The 21,833-nt window shown below is 74.4% G+C and carries 21 protein-coding genes and 1 riboswitch; of the genes, 14 read left to right on the top strand and 7 right to left on the bottom strand.

Annotated features, from left to right (window positions below; all coding sequences use genetic code 11):
- Nucleotides 1–52 precede the first annotated feature (52 nt).
- Nucleotides 53–766: a hypothetical protein gene (locus RM779_RS24850; RefSeq protein WP_311619971.1), complete on the top strand. Its 714-nt coding sequence runs from the start codon at nucleotides 53–55 to the stop codon at nucleotides 764–766.
- Here RM779_RS24850 and RM779_RS24855 read toward each other — a convergent pair.
- On the bottom strand, nucleotides 723–2,156 hold the full coding sequence (locus RM779_RS24855) for a dihydrolipoyl dehydrogenase family protein (protein WP_311619972.1): 1,434 nt from the start codon (nucleotides 2,154–2,156) through the stop codon (nucleotides 723–725). The two genes, RM779_RS24850 and RM779_RS24855, sit on opposite strands and share 44 nt — an antisense overlap.
- Nucleotides 2,157–2,562: 406 nt before the next feature.
- Entirely contained in the window at nucleotides 2,563–3,246 is a 684-nt protein-coding gene (locus RM779_RS24860) for a TetR/AcrR family transcriptional regulator (protein WP_311619973.1), read from the bottom strand.
- Between the two features lie 84 nt (nucleotides 3,247–3,330).
- Here RM779_RS24860 and RM779_RS24865 point away from each other — a divergent pair, with 84 nt between their 5' ends.
- Nucleotides 3,331–4,017 carry a cysteine hydrolase family protein gene (locus tag RM779_RS24865; protein WP_311619974.1) on the top strand — a complete coding sequence of 229 codons (687 nt, stop codon included), beginning with the start codon at nucleotides 3,331–3,333 and terminating at the stop codon, nucleotides 4,015–4,017.
- A gap of 29 nt (nucleotides 4,018–4,046) precedes the next feature.
- A complete protein-coding gene (locus RM779_RS24870) occupies nucleotides 4,047–4,751 on the top strand; it encodes a UdgX family uracil-DNA binding protein (RefSeq protein ID WP_311619975.1) in 705 nt (234 codons plus the stop codon).
- Nucleotides 4,752–4,816: 65 nt separating this feature from the next.
- On the opposite strand, the gene RM779_RS24875 is transcribed toward RM779_RS24870, so the two are convergent.
- Nucleotides 4,817–5,113, bottom strand: coding sequence for a hypothetical protein (locus RM779_RS24875; RefSeq protein ID WP_311619976.1), 297 nt, complete (start codon nucleotides 5,111–5,113; stop codon nucleotides 4,817–4,819).
- Nucleotides 5,114–5,406: 293 nt separating this feature from the next.
- Nucleotides 5,407–6,489, bottom strand: a complete 1,083-nt coding sequence (locus RM779_RS24880; protein WP_311619977.1) for a glycoside hydrolase family 26 protein — start codon at nucleotides 6,487–6,489, stop codon at nucleotides 5,407–5,409.
- A gap of 357 nt (nucleotides 6,490–6,846) precedes the next feature.
- Here RM779_RS24880 and RM779_RS24885 point away from each other — a divergent pair, with 357 nt between their 5' ends.
- On the top strand, nucleotides 6,847–7,767 hold the full coding sequence (locus RM779_RS24885) for an arginase family protein (protein ID WP_311619978.1): 921 nt from the start codon (nucleotides 6,847–6,849) through the stop codon (nucleotides 7,765–7,767).
- A 1-nt stretch (nucleotide 7,768) separates the two neighbouring features.
- Nucleotides 7,769–9,232: a sodium:solute symporter family transporter gene (locus RM779_RS24890; RefSeq protein WP_311619979.1), complete on the top strand. Its 1,464-nt coding sequence runs from the start codon at nucleotides 7,769–7,771 to the stop codon at nucleotides 9,230–9,232.
- Here the strand turns inward: RM779_RS24890 and RM779_RS24895 are convergent.
- Complete coding sequence (locus RM779_RS24895; RefSeq protein WP_311619980.1) at nucleotides 9,199–10,701, bottom strand: PucR family transcriptional regulator; 1,503 nt, start codon at nucleotides 10,699–10,701, stop codon at nucleotides 9,199–9,201. The genes RM779_RS24890 and RM779_RS24895 overlap by 34 nt on opposite strands.
- Nucleotides 10,702–10,811: 110 nt before the next feature.
- On the opposite strand from RM779_RS24895, the gene RM779_RS24900 reads away from it, so the two are divergent.
- From RM779_RS24900 to RM779_RS24925, 6 genes are all read left to right on the top strand, one after another.
- Nucleotides 10,812–11,315, top strand: a complete 504-nt coding sequence (locus tag RM779_RS24900; RefSeq protein ID WP_311619981.1) for an Lrp/AsnC family transcriptional regulator — start codon at nucleotides 10,812–10,814, stop codon at nucleotides 11,313–11,315.
- An 84-nt stretch (nucleotides 11,316–11,399) separates the two neighbouring features.
- Nucleotides 11,400–12,212 (top strand): dimethylargininase, encoded by an 813-nt coding sequence (gene ddaH / locus RM779_RS24905; protein WP_311619982.1) that lies wholly within the window; start codon nucleotides 11,400–11,402, stop codon nucleotides 12,210–12,212.
- Entirely contained in the window at nucleotides 12,209–13,438 is a 1,230-nt protein-coding gene (gene rocD, locus RM779_RS24910; RefSeq protein ID WP_311619983.1) for an ornithine--oxo-acid transaminase, read from the top strand. The genes ddaH and rocD overlap by 4 nt, the downstream gene beginning before the upstream one ends.
- Before the next feature lie 171 nt (nucleotides 13,439–13,609).
- On the top strand, nucleotides 13,610–14,194 hold the full coding sequence (locus RM779_RS24915; protein ID WP_311619984.1) for a hypothetical protein: 585 nt from the start codon (nucleotides 13,610–13,612) through the stop codon (nucleotides 14,192–14,194).
- Nucleotides 14,195–14,267: 73 nt separating this feature from the next.
- Nucleotides 14,268–15,629 (top strand): sensor histidine kinase, encoded by a 1,362-nt coding sequence (locus RM779_RS24920; RefSeq protein WP_311619986.1) that lies wholly within the window; start codon nucleotides 14,268–14,270, stop codon nucleotides 15,627–15,629.
- A gap of 52 nt (nucleotides 15,630–15,681) precedes the next feature.
- Complete coding sequence (locus tag RM779_RS24925; RefSeq protein ID WP_311619987.1) at nucleotides 15,682–16,332, top strand: response regulator transcription factor; 651 nt, start codon at nucleotides 15,682–15,684, stop codon at nucleotides 16,330–16,332.
- A gap of 65 nt (nucleotides 16,333–16,397) precedes the next feature.
- Here the strand turns inward: RM779_RS24925 and RM779_RS24930 are convergent, their stop codons facing one another.
- Nucleotides 16,398–17,693: an aminotransferase class V-fold PLP-dependent enzyme gene (locus RM779_RS24930; protein WP_311619988.1), complete on the bottom strand. Its 1,296-nt coding sequence runs from the start codon at nucleotides 17,691–17,693 to the stop codon at nucleotides 16,398–16,400.
- A 15-nt stretch (nucleotides 17,694–17,708) separates the two neighbouring features.
- Nucleotides 17,709–17,827: riboswitch (SAM riboswitch) on the bottom strand.
- 192 nt (nucleotides 17,828–18,019) lie between these two features.
- Here RM779_RS24930 and RM779_RS24935 point away from each other — a divergent pair.
- Complete coding sequence (locus RM779_RS24935) at nucleotides 18,020–18,355, top strand: hypothetical protein (protein ID WP_077062361.1); 336 nt, start codon at nucleotides 18,020–18,022, stop codon at nucleotides 18,353–18,355.
- 4 nt (nucleotides 18,356–18,359) lie between these two features.
- Here the strand turns inward: RM779_RS24935 and RM779_RS24940 are convergent, their stop codons facing one another.
- The gene (locus RM779_RS24940; RefSeq protein ID WP_311619989.1) at nucleotides 18,360–19,406 is read right to left on the bottom strand and encodes a zinc-binding dehydrogenase; all 1,047 of its coding nucleotides are present in this window, start codon (nucleotides 19,404–19,406) and stop codon (nucleotides 18,360–18,362) included.
- A 145-nt stretch (nucleotides 19,407–19,551) separates the two neighbouring features.
- Between RM779_RS24940 and RM779_RS24945 the strand changes: the two genes are divergently transcribed.
- A complete protein-coding gene (locus tag RM779_RS24945) occupies nucleotides 19,552–20,793 on the top strand; it encodes an acyl-CoA dehydrogenase family protein (RefSeq protein WP_311619990.1) in 1,242 nt (413 codons plus the stop codon).
- The gene (locus RM779_RS24950) at nucleotides 20,790–21,827 is read left to right on the top strand and encodes a phosphotransferase family protein (protein ID WP_311619991.1); all 1,038 of its coding nucleotides are present in this window, start codon (nucleotides 20,790–20,792) and stop codon (nucleotides 21,825–21,827) included. The genes RM779_RS24945 and RM779_RS24950 overlap by 4 nt, the downstream gene beginning before the upstream one ends.
- The last annotated feature ends 6 nt before the right edge of the window (nucleotides 21,828–21,833 follow it).

Here is a 21,833-nt window from a genome sequence, read left to right on the forward strand (position 1 = left end):
CCTCTCGTCTCGTGCCCGTCGTCCGCCGAGGGTACCGGCCTACGCTGGGCGCATGCTCCGATGGGACGCGTCAGGCGGGCCGGGTCTGCGGATCGAGACCGCGGACGGCGGCAGGCTGCTGGTGCGCCAGGGGGCGAGGCCCCTGCTGTTCGGCCGCGTCGATCCGCACAACTACGGGGTGTCGCTGTTCCGTTGCCCCGGCTACGTCTCGCCGCTGCCGCCGGTGCGGGCGGCCGTGATGCGGCGGAAGCCCGACTGGGCGCACGTGTTCCGCACCCGGCTGGCCGCGGCGGGGAACGGGCCGCTGCACGCGGGCCGCTGGCTGCTCGACGAGGCCGGGCCGCCGCCCTACTGCTGGCGCGGCGACCTCGTCACGGACTGGCCGGCCGCCCATCTCGACTGGTTCGACGGCTGGCACGGCATCGTTCCGCTGCGCCCGCTGGGCGGCCAGGACGAGGGCCGGGTCAAGGCGTACCGCAAGCACGCGCGGGACGGGACGCTCGCGCCGGTGCTGCTGTGGTGGGTCAGCGGCCTCGACGGCCACCTGCTGCTCGACGGCCACGACCGCGCCGTCGCCGCCCTGGCCGAGGGCGCCGACCCGCCCTGCCTGGTACTGGCCCTCGGCCCCGACGCGGCGGTGCCGCGCGAGCGCGGCAGGACCCGCGCCTGGCCGGTCGCGGGCGGGCCCGCCGTCTGGGAGGCGGCGCGGGCCGCCGCCGGGATCAGCCCCGGAACGTTTCGAGCAGCCGTAGCCACACCTCGCTGACCGTGGGGAACGCCGGGACCGCGTGCCACAGGCGGTCCACCGGCACTTCACCCGCGACGGCGATCGTTGCCGCGTGCAGCAGTTCGCCCGCCTGCGGCCCGGCGAAGGTGACGCCGAGCAGATGCCCCCGGTCCAGGTCGACCACCATCCGGGCGCGGCCCCGGTAGCCGTCGGCGAACAGGGACGCGCCCGCCACGTTCCCCAGTTCGTAATCCACCACGCGGGTGCGGCGCCCCGCGCGCTCCGCCTCGGCCGCGGTCAGCCCGACCGACGCCACCTCGGGCTCGGTGAACACCACCTGCGTCACGGCGGCCGAGTCGGCCGTCGCCGCGTGCGGTCCCCACGCCGTGCCGTCGACCGGCTCGCCCGTGGCGCGGGCGGCGATCACGGCTCCCGCGACGCGGGCCTGGTACTTGCCCTGGTGCGTCAGCAGCGCCCGTCCGTTCGCGTCGCCCACGCAGTACAGCCAGCCGTCCGGCACGCCCCGCACCCGCAGCGCGTCGTCCACCTCCAGCCACGAGCCGGGCTCCAGGCCGACGGACCCGAGGCCCAGATCGTCCGTCAGCGGCCTGCGCCCGGTGGCGAACAGCACCTCGTCGGCCTCGATCCGCCCGCCGTCGTCCAGCGACACCGTCACCGGGCCAGACCCGCCGGGCCGGGCGAGGGCCGTGACGGACGTGCCGGGACGGATCGTCACTCCCCGTTCCGCAAGACCTTCCGCGACCAACTCCCCGGCGAACGGCTCCATCCGCGGGAGCAGCCGTTCCCCGCGCATCAGCAGCGTGACCTCGGACCCGAGCGCCGCCCAGGCGGCCGCCATCTCCGCGCCGACCACGCCGCCGCCGACGACGGCCAGCCTGCCCGGCGCCGCCTTGGCGGCGGTCGCCTCCCGGCTGGTCCACGGCCTGGCCTCCGCGACGCCTGGCAGGCCGGGGAGCTTCGCCGCGCTGCCGGGCGCCACGGCGACGGCGTGCCGGGCCGTCAACTGCCGCACGCTGCCGTCGGATGCCTCGACCGTGACCCGGCGCGGCCCGTCCAGCCGCCCGTGGCCGCGGATCAGGTCGATGCCGGCCGATTCCAGCCAGGACACCTGGCCGTCGTCGTGCCAGTCGGACACGAAGGCGTCGCGCCTGGCCAGGACCGCCGCCACATCGAGGGGCCCGCGCACCGCCTCCTTGGCGCCGCCGACCGCGCGGGCCGCGCCGAGCGCCGCCGACGGGCGCAGCAGTGCCTTGCTGGGGATGCACGCCCAGTAGGAGCATTCGCCGCCGACCAGGTGGGCCTCGACGATGGCGGTGGACAGGCCGGCGGCGCTGGTCCGGTCGGCCACGTTCTCGCCGGTCGGCCCGGCGCCGATGACGATGACGTCGTACTCGTTGGTGTCGTTCATGCGGGTGGTTGCTCCTCGAGAGATCGCGGACCGTCGGCATGGCTCGCGCCCACCGTAGGCACGGTGGGCCGCGGCTGTCCGGCGTCGGCCCGATCGGCGTGCCCTCACATTTTCTCCACAGAAGGCGCGAAGGCATGGTGTGGAGGGGCGTGGGGGCAGTAACGTCGTCGTCATGGCCGGGAGGGCGAGGGGGTGGAACGTGGCGGGGGATGGCGAAAAGCGCTCGTCGGGCGTGGTAACGGCGCTGGGCGCGGCATTCATCGGCGGGAGCGCGGCGGTGGTCGCGGCGTTCATCGGCGGGGCGTTCTCGGCCCCGGGCGAGGAGGAGGGCGGCGGTCCCGCACCGGCGCCGTCCCAGCAGGCGGAGGTGACAGCGGAGCCGTCTCCCTCACCCACCCCGACGGCGTTATCCGGACAGGTGCCGTCCGACGGCTCCTACAGCGTGAGCTTCCACTAGCCCCTGTCCTGCCGCGGGCTGCGGGCTGCGGACGAACGTCCGGTGCAGCAGAAGGGCCAGCCCTTCGCCGAACGTCTCGGCCGCCCACCGGCGTTCGGTGAGCAGGGTCTCCACCATGTCGGTGGAGATCAGCGACATCAGCATGTCCCGTGCCGTCTCAGGAGTCCACGGCGGCGCGAGCCGCCGCTCCCGGGCCAGCCACTCGGCGAGCCGCGTGCAGTGGGCGAGTTGGGAAGCGGCGGCGCGCGCCATGTGCCGGGCGGCGTCGGGGTCCCGCCGTCCGACTCGCCTGATGGCCCGGTCGACGGCCAGGACCCGGGGGTGGTAGCGCGCGAGGTGCGCGGCCCACTCCGCCAGCGCGGCCTCCGCGTCCGGGGCGGCCCAGACCCGTTCCAACGAGGCATGCAGCCCTTCCTCGTCCGCCACATGGTCGAACAGCGCGGCCATCAGCTCGGTGCGGGACGCGAAGTGCAGGTATGCGCCGCGCCGGGAGATCCCGACGCGTTCGGCGACTTCGGTCATCGTCAGCGCTTCGAGCCCGTGCTCCTCCAGCAGGCTCCTCGCTGCCGTCAGCAGCGCCGCGCGGGTGCGTCGGCTCCTGGCGTTCCGCGGTGTGCGGATGGGGCGGCTCATGGCGTTCAGCCTTGCACACAACTGCGCATGCTGTGTACTTTCCAAGAAGTGCACGTGCTGTGTAGTTTGGCGAGAGGGGCAGACATGATCATCGAGGCTCGGCCGGGGCCGCTCACAGCGGACCCGCAGCGGACGGCGGTCGTGGTGGTCGACATGCAGAACGACTTCGGGGCCGAGGGCGGCGGAGTGCACGCCGGGGGAGGGGACATCTCGGTGGTGCGGGCCGCCGTCGCGCCCACCGCCGCGGCGCTGGACGCCGCCCGCCGGGCGGGCATCCGCGTCATCTACCTCACGCACGGCTACGCGCCCGACCTGTCCGACATGGGCCCGCGGGACTCGAAGAACTGGCTGGTGCACGCCACCCACGTCGGACAGGAGACCGCCGCGCCCGACGGCAGCACCGGCCGCATCCTGGTCCGCGGCACCTGGAACACCCGGATTCTGGCCGAACTGACGCCCCGGGACGGCGACCTCGTCATCGGGAAGACCCGGTTCAGCGGCTTCCACGGCACCGGCCTGGACGCGACGCTGCGCGGGCTCGGCGTCGACACGCTGATCGTCACCGGCTGCACCACGAGCGTCTGCGTGGAGTCGACGGTCAGGGACGCGATGTTCCTCGACTACCGGCCGGTGCTGCTGGCCGACTGCACCGGCGAGCCGCAGGGGCGGGAGCACCACGAGTCCACGCTCGTCCTGATCGAGCGGGTCTTCGGCTGGGTCGCCGACTCCGCCGCGTTCCGCCGCGCCGTGGACGCGCCGATGCCCGGATAGGACGCGCGGCGGCGGGGTACTCGCCGCGCATGGCGCAGCGAACGAGCCGTGGAACGGAACGGCGGCCACCGCGCGAGCGGAGCGGCCCGGACGCCTACGACGCCGGGCCCTACCTCCCGGACGGCGAGGCGGGACTGCCCGCCCTGCGGCGGGCCGCCGCGGGCTGCGAGGGCTGCCCGCTGCACGCGGACGCCACGCGGACGGTCTTCGGGGCCGGCGCCCCGCGGGCCCGGGTGATGCTGGTGGGCGAGGAGCCGGGCGATCAGGAGGACCGGCGCGGGGAGCCGTTCGTCGGCCCCGCCGGGCGGCTGCTGACGCGCGCGGTCGAGGAGGCCGGGCTCGACCCGGACCAGACCTACGTCACCAACGCCGTCAAGCATTTCAAGTTCACGCGCGCAGGCTCAGGCAAGCGGCGCATCCACAAGCCGCCCACTCTGCGGGAGTTGACGGCCTGCAAGCCGTGGCTGCGCGCGGAACTGCGCGAGGTCGGCCCCGAGGTCGTCGTGGCGCTCGGCGCCTCGGCGGGCAAAGCCCTGCGCGGTTCGTCCTTCCGCGTGACGAAGGAACGCGGCGTTCCGCTGCCGCTGGAACTACCGGACGGCGAACGCGTGCTGGTGGCGACCATCCACCCGTCCGCGGTGCTGCGGGCCGGCGAGGACCGCGACGCGGTCTACGGCGGGCTGGTCGCCGACTTGCGCGTGGCGGCGGAGACGCTGGGCGCGGGCGGCCCCTGAACCGCCCCGGCCGCAGGTCGCAGGCGCGGGCGGGAGGCGCGGGCGAGAGGCGCGGGCGGGAGCGCTCAGCGCCCGTCGTCCGGCTCGATGCCGTCGGTCAGGGTGAAACGCATCGAGCACATGTCCACCGCCGTCACCCGGACGGTGCGGCCCCACCGTTCGCCCAGCTCGCGGCCGATGGCCAGCAGCCGCGCCCGTTCGGCCGGCGTGTAAGCGGGGAACGTGGCCCACCCCTGGCGCGCGACCTGCTCGCCGATGTGGACGAGGAAGGCGGCGCGGCAGCGTCGTTCCTCCTCCTCCGTCAGCGGAACGGGGTCCTGCGGCCCGGGCACTTCGCGCACGCCGTACAGATCGCGGACCACGAGAACTCCTCCGGTGGAGACCGGCCGCCACTGTCCGGCGGCGTTCGCGTCATCCTTTCAGGTGAACCGCGCCCCGGGACACGCACCGGAGCGTTCACGTCGAGGCGCGGACGACCAGGGAAGTCGGCAGCGGGGCGCGGCCCGCGGTGCGTGCTCGCCGTGCGGCGCCACCGGGAACGACCCTCCTCCCGCGCACCGGCCGCCCGCGCTCGCCGCGGCCCGTGGGAAGCGTTCCCGCCGCGGCGCCCGCCGATGCCGCCGGGCGGACGCCGCCCGGGACGCGCTTACGGATGTCAGCCGTCGAGGCCGAACTGGCCCTGGCTCAGGCTGCGCGCGTCGTCATACGTCGCACGGACGCGTTCCGGGGTGTTGAACGCGGGGTCCCTCAGTTGTTCGGACCACACCATGAAGTAGGTCCACTCCGGCTGCGCCGCCAGCTCGGCGGGACTGGGGATGCGGCCCACCTCGGCGAGCGCGAGCGGCTTGTCACCGGCGAGGCCGCGCAGCGCGTCGTAGTAGGCGGTGGGCGGGAAGTGGTTCATCCAGGCGTCGAGGCTGACGACGTCCACGTAGGCGTCGCCCGGGTAGTAGTCGGCGACCTGCCCCGCGCCGCCCTGGACGTCCTTGACGTTCCACACCCAGATCAGGTTGTCCAGCGCCCGGGTGCCCGCCAGGTGGTCGTGCGTGATGCGGTAGAGCGCGCTGCTGCCGTCCGGGCCCGGCCTGCCGCCCCACCAGGCCCACGCCTCGTTCATCTCGTGCAGCGGGCGGAACAGCACCGGGACGCCGGCGTCCGCCAGCTGCCGCAGGTAGGGCACGGCCTCGTCGAGCCGGGCCAGCCACGCCCGGTTCAGCGCGGTGCCCTCGGTGATCAGCTCCTGCCACTGGGCGTCGGACAGGCGGTCCATGACGCCGGTTCCGGCGTCCCAGCCGCAGGACGAGCCGCGGGTCGGGGGGCAGACGTGCCAGGTGAGCGTCGTGAGCGAGCCGTTGGCCCACTCGGTCACGGCCTGGTCGGTCAACGTCTGCCGGTTCTCGACGTCGGCCTGCGCGAAGAGGAAGTCGCCGCCCCACAGGCCGGGGTAGCGGCCGGTGATCTCGTGGACCTGCGCGGTGTACTGCGAGGGCCAGGAGTTGGGCTCCTTGTTGTGCTGGCCGGTGACGGTCGCGCTGCCGCCGATGCGGTCGAGGAAGGCCAGCACGTCCCCCGGGGTCGCGGGGGCGAACGCCGGGCGGGCCTGGGGCGCGGCGCCCGCCGCGGCGGGCGCGGCCGTCACCGGCACTGCCACGAGCAGCGCGGTCACGGCCAGGGCGGTGCGCAGCCGCGGGGTGCGGCGCGCGGGGCGTGGGGGGAACGGGGGGCGAAGTCGTCGCATGAGCGACCCTCCAGTCGGACGACGGTGTCGGTGGGGGGCCTGCGCGCGGGCCGGTGCGAGGACCGTAAAGGCGCGCCATGTCCGCGTCAATGGTATGGACCTGAATTCGCTGAACCGGTTTAGTAGTCCGGTCGCGCCACACCGCGGAAACGCGGAAGTAACCAGAAGCCAACACGGGCCGACGGGCCGGTGAGCATTCGCCGGCACCGGCGCCACGCTGCGGTTTTCCCGGCCGGGCGCGCCCCGCTGGCCCACCGGGCCAGCCGCGCCCGCCCGCGTTCGACATCCGGGCGATAGGTGGACCGCCCCGCCGCCCGCACGATGTGCGCCAGCCCACTCGCCGTTCACAGGAGCCGCATGTCCACCACCGGAACCGATCGCCGCTACACCCTGCTCGGGGCCCCGTTCGACGGCGCCGCCACGCTGGGCTGGCCGGGCAGCCGCTACGCTCCTGCGCGCATCCGGCAGGCGATGAGCTGGATTCTCCAGCGCCGCGAGAACGGACAGATCTACTGCCTCGACCACGCGGCGCTGCACCCGTTCCCCGAGGACCTGCTGACCGACGGCGGCGACGTGCACACCGTGGCCCACGACCTGGAGGCGACCCTCGCCGCCGCCGCCGACGGCGTCCGCGACACGCTCGCCGGCGGACGGCTTCCGGTCCTCCTCGGCGGCGACGACTCCCTGCTCTTCCCGGCCGCCCGCGGTCTTGCCGAGGCGGGCGCGGGCAGCGTCGCGGTCATCCACCTCGATGCCCACCTCGATCTGCTCGACCGCAGCGAGCAGCAGGGCACGCACAGCCACAGCTCCGGCATGCGCCGCGCCTCGGAACTGCCGGCCGTCGACGTCTCCGCCAGCGTGCAGCTGGCGTCGCGCCACTTCAACTTTCCCTCCTCGCTCGCCTACCGCGCCGACCGCGGGCTGCGCAACATCCCCGCCGCGGAGATCCACCGGCGCGGCGCCGACCCGGTCGCCGACGACGTGATCGCGCACGTCTCCGGCGCCGACCGGGTGCTGCTCGCGTTCGACATCGACTGCATCGATCCGGCGCACGCCCCGGGCGCGGGCGCGCACGAGCCCGGCGGGCTGACGTCGTTCCAGGCCATCTCGCTCGTCCAGCGCCTCGCTCCGCACGTGGATGCGATGGTGTTGACCGAGGTCAACCCGCTCACCGACCTGCACGACCAGACCGCCAACCTCGCCGCCTACCTCGTGGCCCACTTCGTGGTGCACGGTGGCGTGACCGGCTCGAACACCGAGGAAGCCGGGGAATTCTGATATGGCAGACAAACTCGTCATCCTGCTGTACCTGGCGGTCATGATCCTCGCCGGCTACTACGGCATGCGCCGCAGCCGCACCTCAGAGGACTTCGCGATCGCGGGGCGCCGCCTCGGCCCGTTCATGTACACCTCGGCCATGAGCACGGTCGTCCTCGGTGCCGCCTCGACGGTCGGCGGGGTCAGCCTCGGTTGGCAGTACGGCGTCTCCGGCATGGCGCTGGTGCTGGCCCTGGCCCTCGGCATCGCCGCGATCGGCTTCTTCTTCGCGGGCAAGCTGTTCCGCAGCGGCGTCTACACCGTGCCGGACGCGCTCGGCCGCCGCTTCGGCGGCTCCTCCCGCGTCATGAGCTCGGCCATCGTCGTCTTCTACACCCTGATGGTCGGCGTCGGCCAGATCATCGGCATCGGCAGCGTCCTGACCGTGGTCTTCGACGTCACGCCGACCACGGCCGCGTTCATCGGCTGGGCGACGATCATGGTCTACAGCGTCGCGGGCGGCATGTGGTCGATCACGCTCACGGACGTCGTGCAGTTTCTCGTCAAGACCGTGGGCATCTTCTGTCTCCTGCTGCCCCTGGCCGTCCACGAGGCGGGCGGCTTCGGCACGATGCGCGAGGAGCTGCCGGACGACTTCTTCTCGCCCACCGGCATCGGTATCGGCACCATCGGCGCCTACTTCCTGCTGTTCTTCTTCGGGTTCATGATCGACCAGGGGAACTGGCAGCGCCTGCTGACCGCGCGCTCCGAGCGCGTGGCCCGCTGGGGCGCCGTGGCCTCCGGCGGCTACTGCGCGCTGTACGGGCTCGCCGGGGCCCTCATCGGCGCGGCCAGCCGCGCCCTGCTGCCGAACCTCGACAACCCGGACGACGCCTACGCCTCCGTCGCCTCGCTCGTGCTGCCCGTCGGCCTGTTCGGCCTCGTCATCGCCGCCGCGCTCGCCGCCTCGATGTCCACGGCCAGCGGCCTGCTGATCGGCGCCTCCACCGTGCTGACCAACGACGTGCTGCGCCCGCTTGGCGGGGCCCGCCTGGCGAGCGTGCGGGCCAACAGGATCGCCCTGTTCGCCGTCGGTCTCGTCGCCCTGGCGTTCTCCTTCGCGCTGGACTCCGTCGTCGGCGCGGTCACCGTCGCCGCCGACGTGCTGGCGGCGGCCCTGCTGGTGCCCGTGGTGGGCGCGATGTTCTGGAAGCGGTCCACGACCGCGGGCGCCGTCGCCGGGGTCCTGGCCGGGACCGCGGCCTGCGTGCTGTTCATGGTGGTGTCCGGCCTGTACGCGAACGAGCCGGTCGCCTACGGCATGCTCGCCTGCCTGGTCGCCTTCGTCGGCGTCAGCCTCGCCACCCGCCCCGACCCCGGGACGGGAGACCTCGACTTCGAGGACCTGCCCGAACTGCCCGCCGCCGGGGAGCCGGCCCCGGCGCCGGCGGCTCAGGGCGCGGCGGCGTCCCCGCGCAGCGCGTGAGCCTGGAGCGCGAGGGCCAGTTCAAGGCGGACGTAGGAGGAGTCCAGGTCCGCGTCCAGCACGTCGCCCACCACGCCGAGCCGGAAGTGCAGCGTGTGCCGGTGCACGCTCAGCTCGGCGGAGGCCCTGGCCACCGAGCCGTTGTTGTCGAGGAACGCGCGGACCGTCGCGACCAGCGGGATGCCGCGCTCGGTCTCGGCGCGCCGCAGCGGGTCGATGAGCCGCCGCACCAGGGCGTCCGGCACGGAACGTTCGGCCGAGGCGAGCAGCAGCTCGATCACCCCCAGATCGCCCACCGAGGTGACCTGGCGGCCCTCGCGCAGCCCGATGACCAGGGCCTGCCGGGCCTGGCGCAGGCCCTCGGCCAGCTCGCCCGCGCCGACCCGGCCGCTGGCGCCCACCCCGGCGGTGCGGTCCTCCAGCAGGGCGAGCACCCGTTCGGGTTCTGAGGTCAGCAGCACCGTCTCGCCGTCGGTGCCCGCGGCGGCGAGCACGGGCAGGTCCTGGTCGGCGAGCACGTCGTGCGCGTCGCCCGGCCAGCGGGCGGCGCGGGCCACCAGCACGGTGACCGCCGCGGGGTCCAGGCCCCAGGCCGACAGCAGCCGCCGCGCCGCGGCCGGGTCCGCGCCCTCGCGCAAAGCCTGGTGCACGGCGTCCGCGCTGGACCGCCTGGCCTGGGCCGTGGCGGCGCGGCGCTGCTCGAACTCGTACGTCACGAGCGAGGCAGCCGCGGCGACGACGCTGTGCTCGGGTCCTGTGAACGCGGCGCGCCGCCAGATCAGCAGCATCCCGCGGGCCGCCCCCGTGCCCAGCGCGTGCCCCACCAGGTGGCCGCGCGCATCGACGAACGAGAGCGACTGCCCCTCCCGGCTCCGCAGGCCGCCCGCCTCCGCGGCGGCCTCGGCCGCCTCGGCCGCCGCGGCCTCAGGGGCGGCGTGCAGGACCGCGCCCGAGGCGTCGACCACGGCCGCCCAGCCGCCGTACTCCCGGGCCAGCACGCGGACCGCGCCGGGCGCCGCGCCATGCGCGAGGGCCGCCTCGGTCAGGCGCCGGTGCACCAGCAGGGCACGTTCCAGCGCGGCCCGTTCCTCGCCCGCGACGCGGCTGGCCACCGCCTGGGAGATCGCCACGAACGGCGTCGCGTAGGGCACCACGAGCACCGGCAGCCCGGTCTCCTCGCCGACCGCCGCCACCTCGGGCGGCACGGTCCGGTACACCAGGTCGACGGCGATGCCGATACCGGCCGCGCCGGTGGCCGCCAGCCGCCTGGCCATCGCCGCGACCGAGGCGGGGTCCTCGTGGCCGACGCCGGTGGTCAGCACGAGCGAGCCCGCCTCGAGCCAGGGGGTCGGATCGGGCACCTCGCTGGCGTGCACCCAGGTGATCGGCCGGTCGAGCCCGGCCTCGCCCGCGACCACGGTCAGCCGGAACTCGCGGCGCGCCACCAGCTCCCGCACGCTCAGCGGCATGCCGGGGCCGCCGCCCGTCGCACGGGCGCCGCACCGGCGCCGACCGGGGTATTCACCATGACAGGCAGACTAGCCGTACCGCCCACCGGCCGAACAAAGGGCTACCAATCATGACAAGTCACCCCGCGTCGCTGGACGATCTCGACCGCAAGATCGTCGCCGCCCTCGTGGCCAACGCCCGCACCAGCTTCGCCGAGATCGGCGCGGCCATCGGGCTGTCCGCCCCGGCCGTGAAACGGCGGGTGGACCGCATGCGGGACGCCGAGGTGATCACCGGCTTCACCACGATGGTCTCGCCGACGGCACTCGGCTGGCGGACCGAGGCGTACGTGGAGGTCTACTGCCACAGCGCGACGCCCCCGCGGCGGCTGGCCGAGGTGGTCCGCGACTACCCCGAGATCACCGCCGCGATGACGGTGACCGGCGGCGCCGACGCTCTGCTGCACATCAGGGCCGAGGACATCGAGCACTTCGAGGAGGTGCTCGAACGCATCCGGGCGGAGCCGTTCATCGACAAGACGATCAGCTACATCGTGCTCTCCCACCTGCTGTCCGGCAGCCCCGAGGCCGGCGCGAGCCCGGCCACCCCCGCCGACGAAACGAACCGCCGCTGAGCGGCCCAAGGACGCAACACTGCTGCGCGTATACGCAATCGTGGTTTCTTGTCGCCCGCCTGGGGCGTTCCTACCGTGGAAGACATGCCAGTCACGCGCGTTCGGCGCCCCAGGCGCTACCTGACCTGCGAACCCCGGTTCTTCGACGTGCGGTATGCCATCAATCCCTGGATGCGCGAGGACGCGCCGGTGGACACCGCTCTGGCCCTCACCCAGTGGCACGGCCTCCTGCGGGCCTACCGCGACCACGGCCACACCGTGGAGACGGTCGCGCCGGTGCCGGGACTGCCCGACATGGTCTTCGCGGCGAACGCGGCGCTCGTTCTGGACGGCCGCGTCCTCGGCTCCCGGTTCCACGCCGTGCAGCGGCAGCCGGAGAGCGCGGCCTACGAGCTGTGGTTCAAGAACGCCGGCTTCGACGTCCACGAGCCCCAGGCCGTCTGCGAGGGCGAGGGCGACCTCGTGCCCGTCGGCGGCATGATCCTGGCCGGCACCGGCTTCCGCACGGCCATCGCCGCGCACGCGGAGGCGCAGGAGCTGTTCGGCGTGCCGACGGTCGGCCTGCGCCTGACCGACCCGCTGTTCTACCACCTGGACACGGCGCTGTTCGCGCTGGACGAGGAGAACGTCGCGTACTACCCGGAGGCGTTCTCCCCGGGCAGCCGCGCGGTGCTCCGGCGGCTGTTCCCCGACGCCGTCATCGCCACCGGGGCCGACGCCATGGCCTTCGGCCTCAACTCCGTCTCCGACGGCCGTCACGTGTTCATCGCCCCCGAGGCGTCCGGCCTGATCGCCGAGCTGGACCGCCGCGGATACGTTCCCGTCCCCGTCGACCTGTCCGAGCTGCGCAAGGCCGGCGGAGGCATCAAGTGCTGCACCCAGGAGATCAGGTCATGACCGCACCGACCGCCCAGGCCGCCACCCGTTCCTCGGCGGAGCTGATCCGCGCCGAGGACACCGCCCTCGCGCACAACTACCACCCGCTGCCGGTGGTCGTCGCCCGCGCCGAAGGAGTGTGGGTCAGCGACGTGGAGGGGCGGCGCTACCTGGACATGCTCGCCGGGTACTCCGCGCTGAACTTCGGCCACCGCCACCCGGCGCTCATCGAGGCGGCGCACCGCCAGCTCGACCAGCTCACCCTGACCTCCAGGGCCTTCCACAACGACCGGCTCGCCGGCTTCGCAGAAGGGCTCGCGGAGCTGACCGGCCTGGACATGACGCTGCCCATGAACACCGGCGCCGAGGCCGTGGAGAGCGCGGTCAAGGTCGCCCGCAAGTGGGCGTACGAGGTCAAGGGCGTGGCCCGGGACCGGGCGACGGTCGTGGTGGCCGCGGACAATTTTCACGGCCGCACCACGACGATCGTCGGCTTCTCCACCGACGAGGTCGCCCGGGAGGGCTTCGGCCCGTTCGCCCCCGGCTTCCGCGTCGTTCCCTACAACGACCTGCCGGCCCTGGAGGCGGCGGTGGACGAGACCACCGCGGCCGTGCTGATCGAGCCCATCCAGGGCGAGGCGGGCGTTGTGATCCCGGACGACGGCTACCTCGCGGGCGTGCGGGACCTGACGCGCCGCGCGAACGCGCTGTTCATCGCCGACGAGATCCAGTCGGGCCTGGGCCGCACCGGCGCCACCCTGGCCGTCGAGCACGAGCGCGTGCTGCCGGACGTGCTGCTGCTCGGCAAGGCCCTGGGCGGCGGGATCGTGCCGGTCTCGGCCGTCGTGGCCCGCCGGGAGGTGCTCGGCGTGCTGGGCCCGGGGCAGCACGGCTCCACGTTCGGCGGCAATCCCCTGGCCGCGGCCGTCGGCTCCGCCGTGCTCGACCTGCTGCGCACCGGCGAGTACCAGCGGCGGGCCGCGGAGCTGGGCGAGGTGCTCGACGCGGGCCTTGCCGCCCTGGCGGGCCGCGGGGTCGTCGGCCACCGCAGCCGCGGCCTGTGGGCCGGTGTCGACATCGACCCGGCGATCGGCACCGGGCGGGAGATCAGCGAGCGGCTGATGGCCGAGGGAGTGCTGGTGAAGGACACCCACGGCTCGACGATCCGCCTCGCCCCGCCGCTGACGATCACCCGGGAGGAGCTGACTTGGGCACTGGCCCGCCTGGCGGCGGTCCTCTCCGCCTGACCGCGGGCGGGCGGGCGGGCGGTGCGGCTGCGCGAAGCGGATGCAGCCGTTCGAGTGCGGTTCCGGCGGGCCGGCGCACCCGCGCCACGGCGGCCGGGTGGGGGAAACCGAACCCCGGATCTCCGTGGTCGCACGGTGGATCTCCCCACCCGCGCTGCGCAGGCTGGACGCATGACCGAGAGCCGCACCGCCACCGCCCGCGCTTTGACCGTCCTGCGCCGACCGTTCCTCGCCGAGACCTGGAAGCGCGTCGCCTACCTGCTGCTCGCCTTGCCCGTGGGCGCGCTGTGCGTGCCGTTGGCCCTGGCCGGGGGGCCGGCCGGCCGGGTGCAACGGGGCCTGGCCCGAGTGCTGCTCGGCGTCGAGGTCGCCGCGCCCGAGCGCGCCGGGAGGGTGCGAGGGCTGGCGCACGCGGTGCTGTCGCTGCCGCTTAACCTGGTCGCCGCGCTGGTCACCGTCTACGGCTGGTGGCTGGTGCCGATGAACCTGGGCTATCCGCTGCGGCCGGACGCCCACCCGGAGACGGACTGGGGCGGGCCGACGCTCGTCGGCGCCTGGCTGACGCATGCCATTCCCGGTGGGGTGACGTTCCTGCTCGTGATGCCCTGGATAGGCCGGGGGCTGACCACCTCCCAGAGCCGGCTCCTCACCGCGCTGCTGGGCACGGGCCATGCCCCGGGCCCGACCCTCGTCAGGGCGTTGCTGACCGTCGCGATCGGCGGCGCACTGGCGTGGCCCGTCGTGAACCAACTGTGAGGCCGACGCCCTCGTCGGCGCCGGAACGTGTGCGGCCGGCGGCCCGTGGACGACGATCCCGAGTGGGGGACTCATGAACCAGCGGCGAGTGAACCAGTACCGGACCGGGGACCGGCTTCGCCCGGGCCGCCCGCGCCTGGCCTCGCCCTTCGCGCCACGGGCACTCGCCGCCGTGCTGTGTGCCGTGTGCGCGCTGCCCCTCGCGCTCCTGGGGCTGGTGCTGGTGCTCGCCGGACTTCTCGTTGCGGGGGTGCTGTCCTGGACGACCTTCGGCCTGTGGCTGATGGCGCTCACCGTCCGTGGTGCGCTCGCCCTGGGCGACGTCCAGCGGGCCCTGACCGGGGCACTCCTCGGTCAACGGATCGACCGTCCGGCCGACATCCCGGAGGGGAACGAGCCGTCGTGGCGGGGCGCCCTGGGGTGGCGGAGGGCGCGGCTGACCCAGCGGGACGGCTGGCGTGCCGTGGGATACGCGCTCACCGCGCCGTTCGCCGCGCTGCTTCCGGTGTGTGCGGTGCTGGTCGGATACGTGTACGGGCTCCTGCTGTTCGCCCACCCGGTGGTCCGGCACTGGAACAACCACACGGTCCGCCGCTCCGACGGGAGCATCGACCACGTCGCGCTCGAGGTGGCGGGGGTACAACTCGACACCTGGCCCCGCTGGCTGGTGCCCATGGCGGTAGGGGCCCTGCTGCTGCTGGCGGCGCCATGGCTGTTGCGGGTCGCCACCACTTCACACGTGCTGCTGCAGCGAGCGCTCCTCGGCCCCGGCGTCACCGACGACCGCGACCGCCGCATCAGGACGCTGGAGGAGACCCGCGCCCAGGCGGTCGACGACGCCGCGGCCACCCTGCGCCGCATCGAACGCGACCTGCACGACGGCACGCAGGCCCGGCTGGTTGGACTCGGGGTGCACCTCGCCACGATCCAGGAGCTGATCGAGGCCGGCGCGGACCCGGAACAGGTCCTGGCCGTGATCGAGACGGCCAGGAGCAACGCCTCGGCGGCCGTGTCCGATCTACGGGGCCTGGTCAGAGGCATCCACCCACCCGTTCTTGATCAGGGCCTGGCCACCGCGCTCGCCACGCTCGTCACCGACGGGCCCCTGCCCACCGACCTGACGACCGCCCTGCCGTTCCGGCCGGCCCCCGCCGTCGAGTCCATCGCCTACTTCTGCGCCGCCGAACTGCTCGCCAACGCGGCCAAGCACAGCCGCGCCACCCGCGTCCTGGTGGACGTCCGGGTGCGGGGCGACACCCTGGTGCTGACCGTGTGGGACGACGGGGCCGGCGGGGCGCTGCCCGGAGCGGGCAGCGGGCTCACCGGACTGCTGGCCCGGGTCCGTACGGTGGACGGCACACTCGCCTGTACCAGCCCGGCCGGTGGGCCGACCACTGTCACCGTCGAACTGCCCGCCCGTCGGCAGGCGGACTGAGCGGGCCTGGGCCGGCAGGCCGGAAGACCACCGCATCAGCGAACGGAAGCACATGCGCATCGTCATCGCCGAGGACTCCGCCATCCTGCGGGAGGGCCTCGTCCAGCTCCTGGGCCTGCGGGGCATCGAAGTCGCAGCCGCCGTCGGGGACGCGGAGGCGTTGCTCGCCGCCGTCGCGGAACACCGGCCGGATGCCGCCGTCATCGACATCCGGCTGCCGCCCGGCCACTCGGACGAGGGACTGCGGGCGGCCGTCGCCATCCGCAGGGACCACCCGGGCACCGGGACGCTGATCTTCTCCCAGTACGTCGAGACGAGGTACGCCGCCGAACTGATCGGCGACGGCGCGGCGGGGGTCGGCTACCTGTTGAAGGAGCGGGTGATGGACATCGCCGAGTTCACCGACTCCCTGCGCCGGGTGGCGGCAGGCGGCACCGCCCTCGACCCCGACGTCGTGGGCCGCCTCTTCGGCGCGGTCCGGCGTGGCGACGCGCTCGACGCGCTGACGCCGCGCGAGCGCGAGGTGCTGGCGCTGATGGCGGAGGGGAGGACGAACCATTCCATTGCCGCGTCGTTCGTCGTCTCGGAACGCGCGGTCGAGAAGCACGTCGCCCACATCTTCCTCAAGCTGGGGCTGCCCCCCACCGAGCCGGGCCACCGCCGGGTCCTTGCGGTGCTGCGCTTTCTCGAACACACGTCGTGACACGACCCGTCATGACGTGAACGGGTCCGTGGCCGCTCCCGGCCGGGGCCGCGTCGTCCGCGGCCTCAGCCTGCCAGCTCCCGCACCGCGCGGATCAGGCGGTGCACGTGCTCGGCCGGGGTCCCGGCGCCGAAGCTGGCCCGGATCGCCTGCACGGGCCCTTCGCAGTCGCCGTCCGCGTCCGCCTCGCCCAGCAGCCGGCGCACCAGCGGCTGCGCGCAGAACAGTCCCGAGCGCACCCCGATCCCGTAGCGCTCCGACAGCTCCCGCGCGAACTCCGCGCTGTCCCGGCCCGCCACCGTGAACGACACCACCGCGATCCGCGGCGCGTCCTGGCCGAACAGCGACAGCTCCCGGACCGCGGGCACCGCCGCGAGACCGTCCCGCAGCACCCCGAGCAGCCGCTCCTCGTGCTCGGCCAGCGCCCCGTACCCGGCCGCCGACAGTGCCCGGCAGGCGGCCGCGATGGCGTAGGCCCCGATCACGTTCGGCGAACCCGCCTCGTGCCTGGCCTCGCCCGCCGACCACTCCGCCGTCAGCCGGCCGTCCGCGCCGCGCGCCACCACGCGCGTCGCGCCGCCGCCCGCCAGATACGGCTCGGCCGTGTCCAGCCAGTCCGCGCGGCCGGCCAGCACACCCGAGCCGAACGGGGCGTACAGCTTGTGGCCCGAGAACGCCACCCAGTCGACGTCCAGCTCCGACACGTCCACCGCCCGGTGCGGCACCAGCTGGGCCGCGTCGAGCACGACGCGGGCGCCATGCCGGTGCGCGGCCGCGGCCAGTTCGCGCACCGGCCACAGTTCGCCGGTGACGTTGGACGCCCCGGTGACGCACAGCAGCTTCGGCGCGCCCGCGGGCGCGTCCGCGAGGGCCGCCTCCGCGGCGCGCACGGCCGCCGCGCGGGAACGGGGCGCGGGCAGGTGCGTGACGTGGTGGCGGCGCCACGGCAGCAGCGCCGCGTGGTGCTCGGTCTCGAAGACGAAGACGTGCGTGCCCGCGGGCAGCGCGGTGGCCAGCAGGTTCAGCGAGTCGGTGGTGGACCGGGTGAACACCACCCGGTCGTCCGGGCGGCAGCCGAGGAACGAGGCCACCGTCTCCCGGCTGCGTTCGAACAACTCCGTGGCGCGCTGCGAAAGATACCCGGCGCCGCGGTGCACGCTGCCGTACAGCGGCGCGAACTCCGCGACGTCCGCCCACACCGAGCGCAGGGCGGGGGCGCTGGCCGCGTAGTCGAGGGCCGCGTACTCCACTTCGCCGCCGGCGGCGAGCGGCACGCGCACCCCGTCGCTCAGTACGGGCAGCGCGGGGCCGGTGGGGGCGTGCGTGTTTCCGGGCAGCGTGCCGCAGGACAGAGTGGTCATGGCGAAAAACTCCAAGATCCGCGCTTGCCACGGACCTTGCTGTCCGCGGCCCGGTCATCACCCGGAGCACCCCACCACGGCAGGAGGGTTGCCGGACAGCGGACCGGGGTCCATCAGCGCTGTCACTCGTGACCTTGTGGGTGATTCTGCCACACACCGCCGCCTCGTCGGCCACTCGCCCGTGGGACGAGGATCACACGAAGGAAGTACGCAGTGCATGCGGGCGATTGCACCGGGTAGCACGGGCGGTGTTCATTGGCCCCGATCACGGCGCTGCCCCGCAGCGGCGCCGCCACGCAGGGCCATTGCCAAGCCGAGAGGACATCATGCGCATTCGACACGCCGCGGGCACCCTGGCCGCCGCCGCCCTCATCGCCGTCACCGGACCGGCCGTCACCGCCCAGGCACAGACCGGGGAGTTCAGGTACCACACCCTCGGCGGCAACGAGAACGTTGTCGATCTTCCCGAGCCGTACCTGTGCTACCCGCTGGCCGACCCTGAGGAGCCCGCCGTGGGCGGCTTCAACGCGACGGTGTTCACCGCCCGCCTGTACGCGGACGGCGCCTGCACCTACGAGTTGCCGCGGGACATCCAGTCCGGCGCCGGCTTCGAGAGCGAAGGGGCCGGCAGCGTGAAGTTCTTCCCGACGAGGAACGCCTGACCGCTCACGGCACGAGCACCAGGCGGACCGGCCGGTCCGCGCCGCTCGTCAGCCGTTCCACCGCGTGTGGCGCCTCGGTCAGCGGCACCAGGCCGCTGACCGAGGGCCCCAGGTCCAGGCGGCCCGTCGTGGCCAGCCGGATCAGCTCCTCGATGTGCCCTGGTCCTGAACCGTAGTGGCCGCGCACCTGGTTGCCCAGATAGCTGAACCGCGTGCCCTGCGTGATCGTCAACGGCGCGTGCGTCAGCCCCACCAGCACCAGCACACCGGCCGCGCCGAGCACCGCCGCGGCCTGCTCGCGCACCGCGGGCACGCCCGCGACGTCGAGCGCGACGTCGAGACCCGCGCCGCCCGTCGCACGCAGCACCGCCGCGGTGAAGTCGGGCGCCGCCGGGTCGAGGGCGGCGTCCGCGCCGAAGGCCAGCGCCCGTTCCCTGGCCACGGGCAGCGGGTCAACGGCGATGACCGGCACCGCGCCCGCCAGCCGCGCCAGGCGCACGGCGTGCGCCCCCAGGCCGCCCGCGCCCCAGATCCCCACCGACTGCGCAGGCCGCACCCCCGCCGTTCCCACGACGGCCGCGTAGGGCGTGGAGACCGCGTCGGGGATGATCGCCGCCTGCTCGAACGGCAGCCCATCCGGAATCGGCACCAGCGTGTCCTCGCGGGCCAGCGCGTACCGCGCCCACCCGCCGTCGTAGTCCACACCGCGAGTCAGCACCCGCGGGCACGGCCTGCGGCGCACGCACGAGGGGCACACCCCGCAGCTCTGCCCGGCCGCCAGCAGCACCCGCCGCCCGGGCGCCCAGTCGCCCACGAGCCGCGGGCCGGCCGCGTGCACCACGCCCGCCACCTCGTGCCCCAGCGTCACCTTCTCGCCCGCCAGGTACAGCGGCCGCAGCGAGCCGTCGATCAGGTGCGCGTCCGAGAGACACACCCCCGCCGCCCGCACCTCGATCAGCACCTCGCCCGGTCCCGGCTCCGGCACCGGAACCTCCTCGACGGCGAACCGTCCCGCCGCCACGTCAAGCCGTCCCGCAGGCATCGTCTCCACCGGCCGACCGTAGCCCCGCCTCGCCGCGCGCGCCAGACCGCGCGAGACCGCGCGAGACCGCGGGAGGGCACGCCCTGTTGAGCCGCGCCCCGCCCGCCGCTAACCTCCCCGGGCACGCACCACACGACCGCACGAGGAGGCCGACGTGGACTTCGCGCACACTCCCCGGGCGCGCGGCTACCTCGAATCCGTGCGCCACTTCCTCGAATCGGAGATCCTGCCCGCCGAGGCCGCACACCGGGCGCACCTGAGCGCCGCACGCGAACGGCCGGGACCGTGGACCGTTCCGCCCGTGACCGCCGAGCTGAAGGCCGCCGCCCGCGCCGCCGGGCTGTGGAACCTCTACCTCTCCGACCCGGCGCACGGGCCCGGCCTCACCACCGCCGAATACGCCCCGCTCGCCGAGCAGATGGGCCACTCGCCGCTCGCGCCCGAGGTCTTCAACTGCAACGCCCCCGACACCGGCAACGCCGAGGTCCTGCTGCACCACGGCACCCGCGAGCAGCGCGACCGGTGGCTCGCGCCGCTGCTCGCCGGTGAGATCCGTTCCGCGTTCTGCATGACCGAGCCCGGCGTCGCCTCCTCCGACGCCACCACCATGGCCGCCACCGCCGTCGTCCAGGGCGACGAGGTCGTCCTCAACGGCCGCAAGTGGTGGAGCACCGGCCTCGGCCACCCCGACTGCCGGTTCCTCGTCTTCATGGGTCTCACCGACCCCGCCGCCGAGCGCCACCGGCGGCACTCCATGGTGCTCGTCCCCACCGGCACCCCGGGCGTCCGCATCGAACGGATGCTGCCCGTGCTCGGCCACTACGACGAGCCCTACGGCCACGGCGAGGTCACCTTCACCGATGTGCGTCTGCCCCGCGACGCGGTCATCGGCGGCCCGGGCCACGGCTTCGCCATCGCCCAGTCCCGGCTCGGCCCCGGCCGCATCCACCACTGCATGCGCCTGATCGGCCTCGCGGAACGCGCCCTGCACCTCGCCTGCCGCCGCGCCACGGCCCGAACCGCCTTCGGCCGGCCGCTGGCCGACCTCGGCGGCAACCGCGAACGCATCGCCCGCGCCCGCATCGCCATCGACCAGGCGCGGCTGCACGTGCTGCACGCCGCCTGGCTGCTCGACACCCGGGGGCCCGCCGCGGCCCGCGGTCCGCTGTCCCAGGTCAAGGCGGCCGTGCCCGCCATGGCCTGTGACGTCGTCGACATGGCCGTCCAACTGCACGGCGCCGCCGGCCTCTCCGACGACACCCCGCTCGCCGCCGCCTACGCCACCGCCCGCGCGCTGCGCCTGGCCGACGGACCCGACGAAGTGCACCTCGCCCTCGTCGCCCGCCTCGAACTCGCCGCGCAGCAGGAGCAGCAGCAGGAGCAGGAGCAGTTGTGAACGCCGTCCGCGCCGAGGACGCCTTCGACGTCGCCCGCGTCGACACCTGGCTCAAACGGCAGCTTCCGCACCTGACCGGCACCCCCGAGGTCTCCCAGTTCACCGGCGGCGCCTCCAACCTCACCTACCTGCTGCGCTACCCCGGCGCCGAACTCGTCCTGCGCCGCCCGCCCGCAGGACACAAGGCCGCGTCCGCCCACGACATGGTTCGCGAACACCACGTGCTCCGGGCGCTCGCGCCCGCGTTCCCCCTGGTGCCCGCCGTCCGCGCGCTGTGCCGGGACCCCGCCGTCATCGGCTGCGACTTCCTGGTGATGGACCGCGTGCCCGGCGTCGTCCTGCGCCGCGACCCGCCCCCGGGACTCGCCCTGGACACCGCCCGCGCCACAGCCCTCTCGGAGACCTACGTCGACACCCTCGTCGAGCTGCACCGCGTCGACCCCACGACTCCCGGCCTGGCGGAACTCGGCCGCGGCGAAGGCTACGTGCGGCGCCAGGTCGAGGGCTGGACCCGCCGCTACGAACGGGCCCGCACGCCAGGCTCGCCCGACTTCGCCGCCGTCACCTCCTGGCTCGCCGCCCACCGGCCGGCCGACACCGGGGCCCGCGTCATCCACAACGACTGGCGGCTGGACAACCTCGTCCTGAACGCCGACGACCTGCGCGTGCGCGGTGTCCTCGACTGGGAGATGGCCACCATCGGCGACCCCCTGATGGACCTCGGCAGCGCCCTCGCCTACTGGACCGAGGCCGGCGACGGCCCCGCCGCCCTCGCCGCCCGCCGCCAGCCGAGCCACCTGCCCGGCATGTACACCCGCGCCCAGATCGTGGCCCGCTACTGCGCACGCACCGGCCTGCACGCGGACCACTGGCCGTTCTACGAGACCTTCGGCCGGTTCCGGCTCGCGGCCATCGCCCAGCAGATCACCTACCGTTACCACCACGGCCAGACCCACAACCCGGCGTTCCGCGACCTGCCCGCCGTCGTGGCGGACCTGCACCGCCGCTGCACGGCCGCCGTCCGCGCCGCCTGACCCGGG

The sequence above is a fragment of the Streptomyces johnsoniae genome (assembly GCF_031845565.1).
Taxonomy (GTDB): Bacteria; Actinomycetota; Actinomycetes; order Streptomycetales; family Streptomycetaceae; genus Streptomyces; species Streptomyces johnsoniae.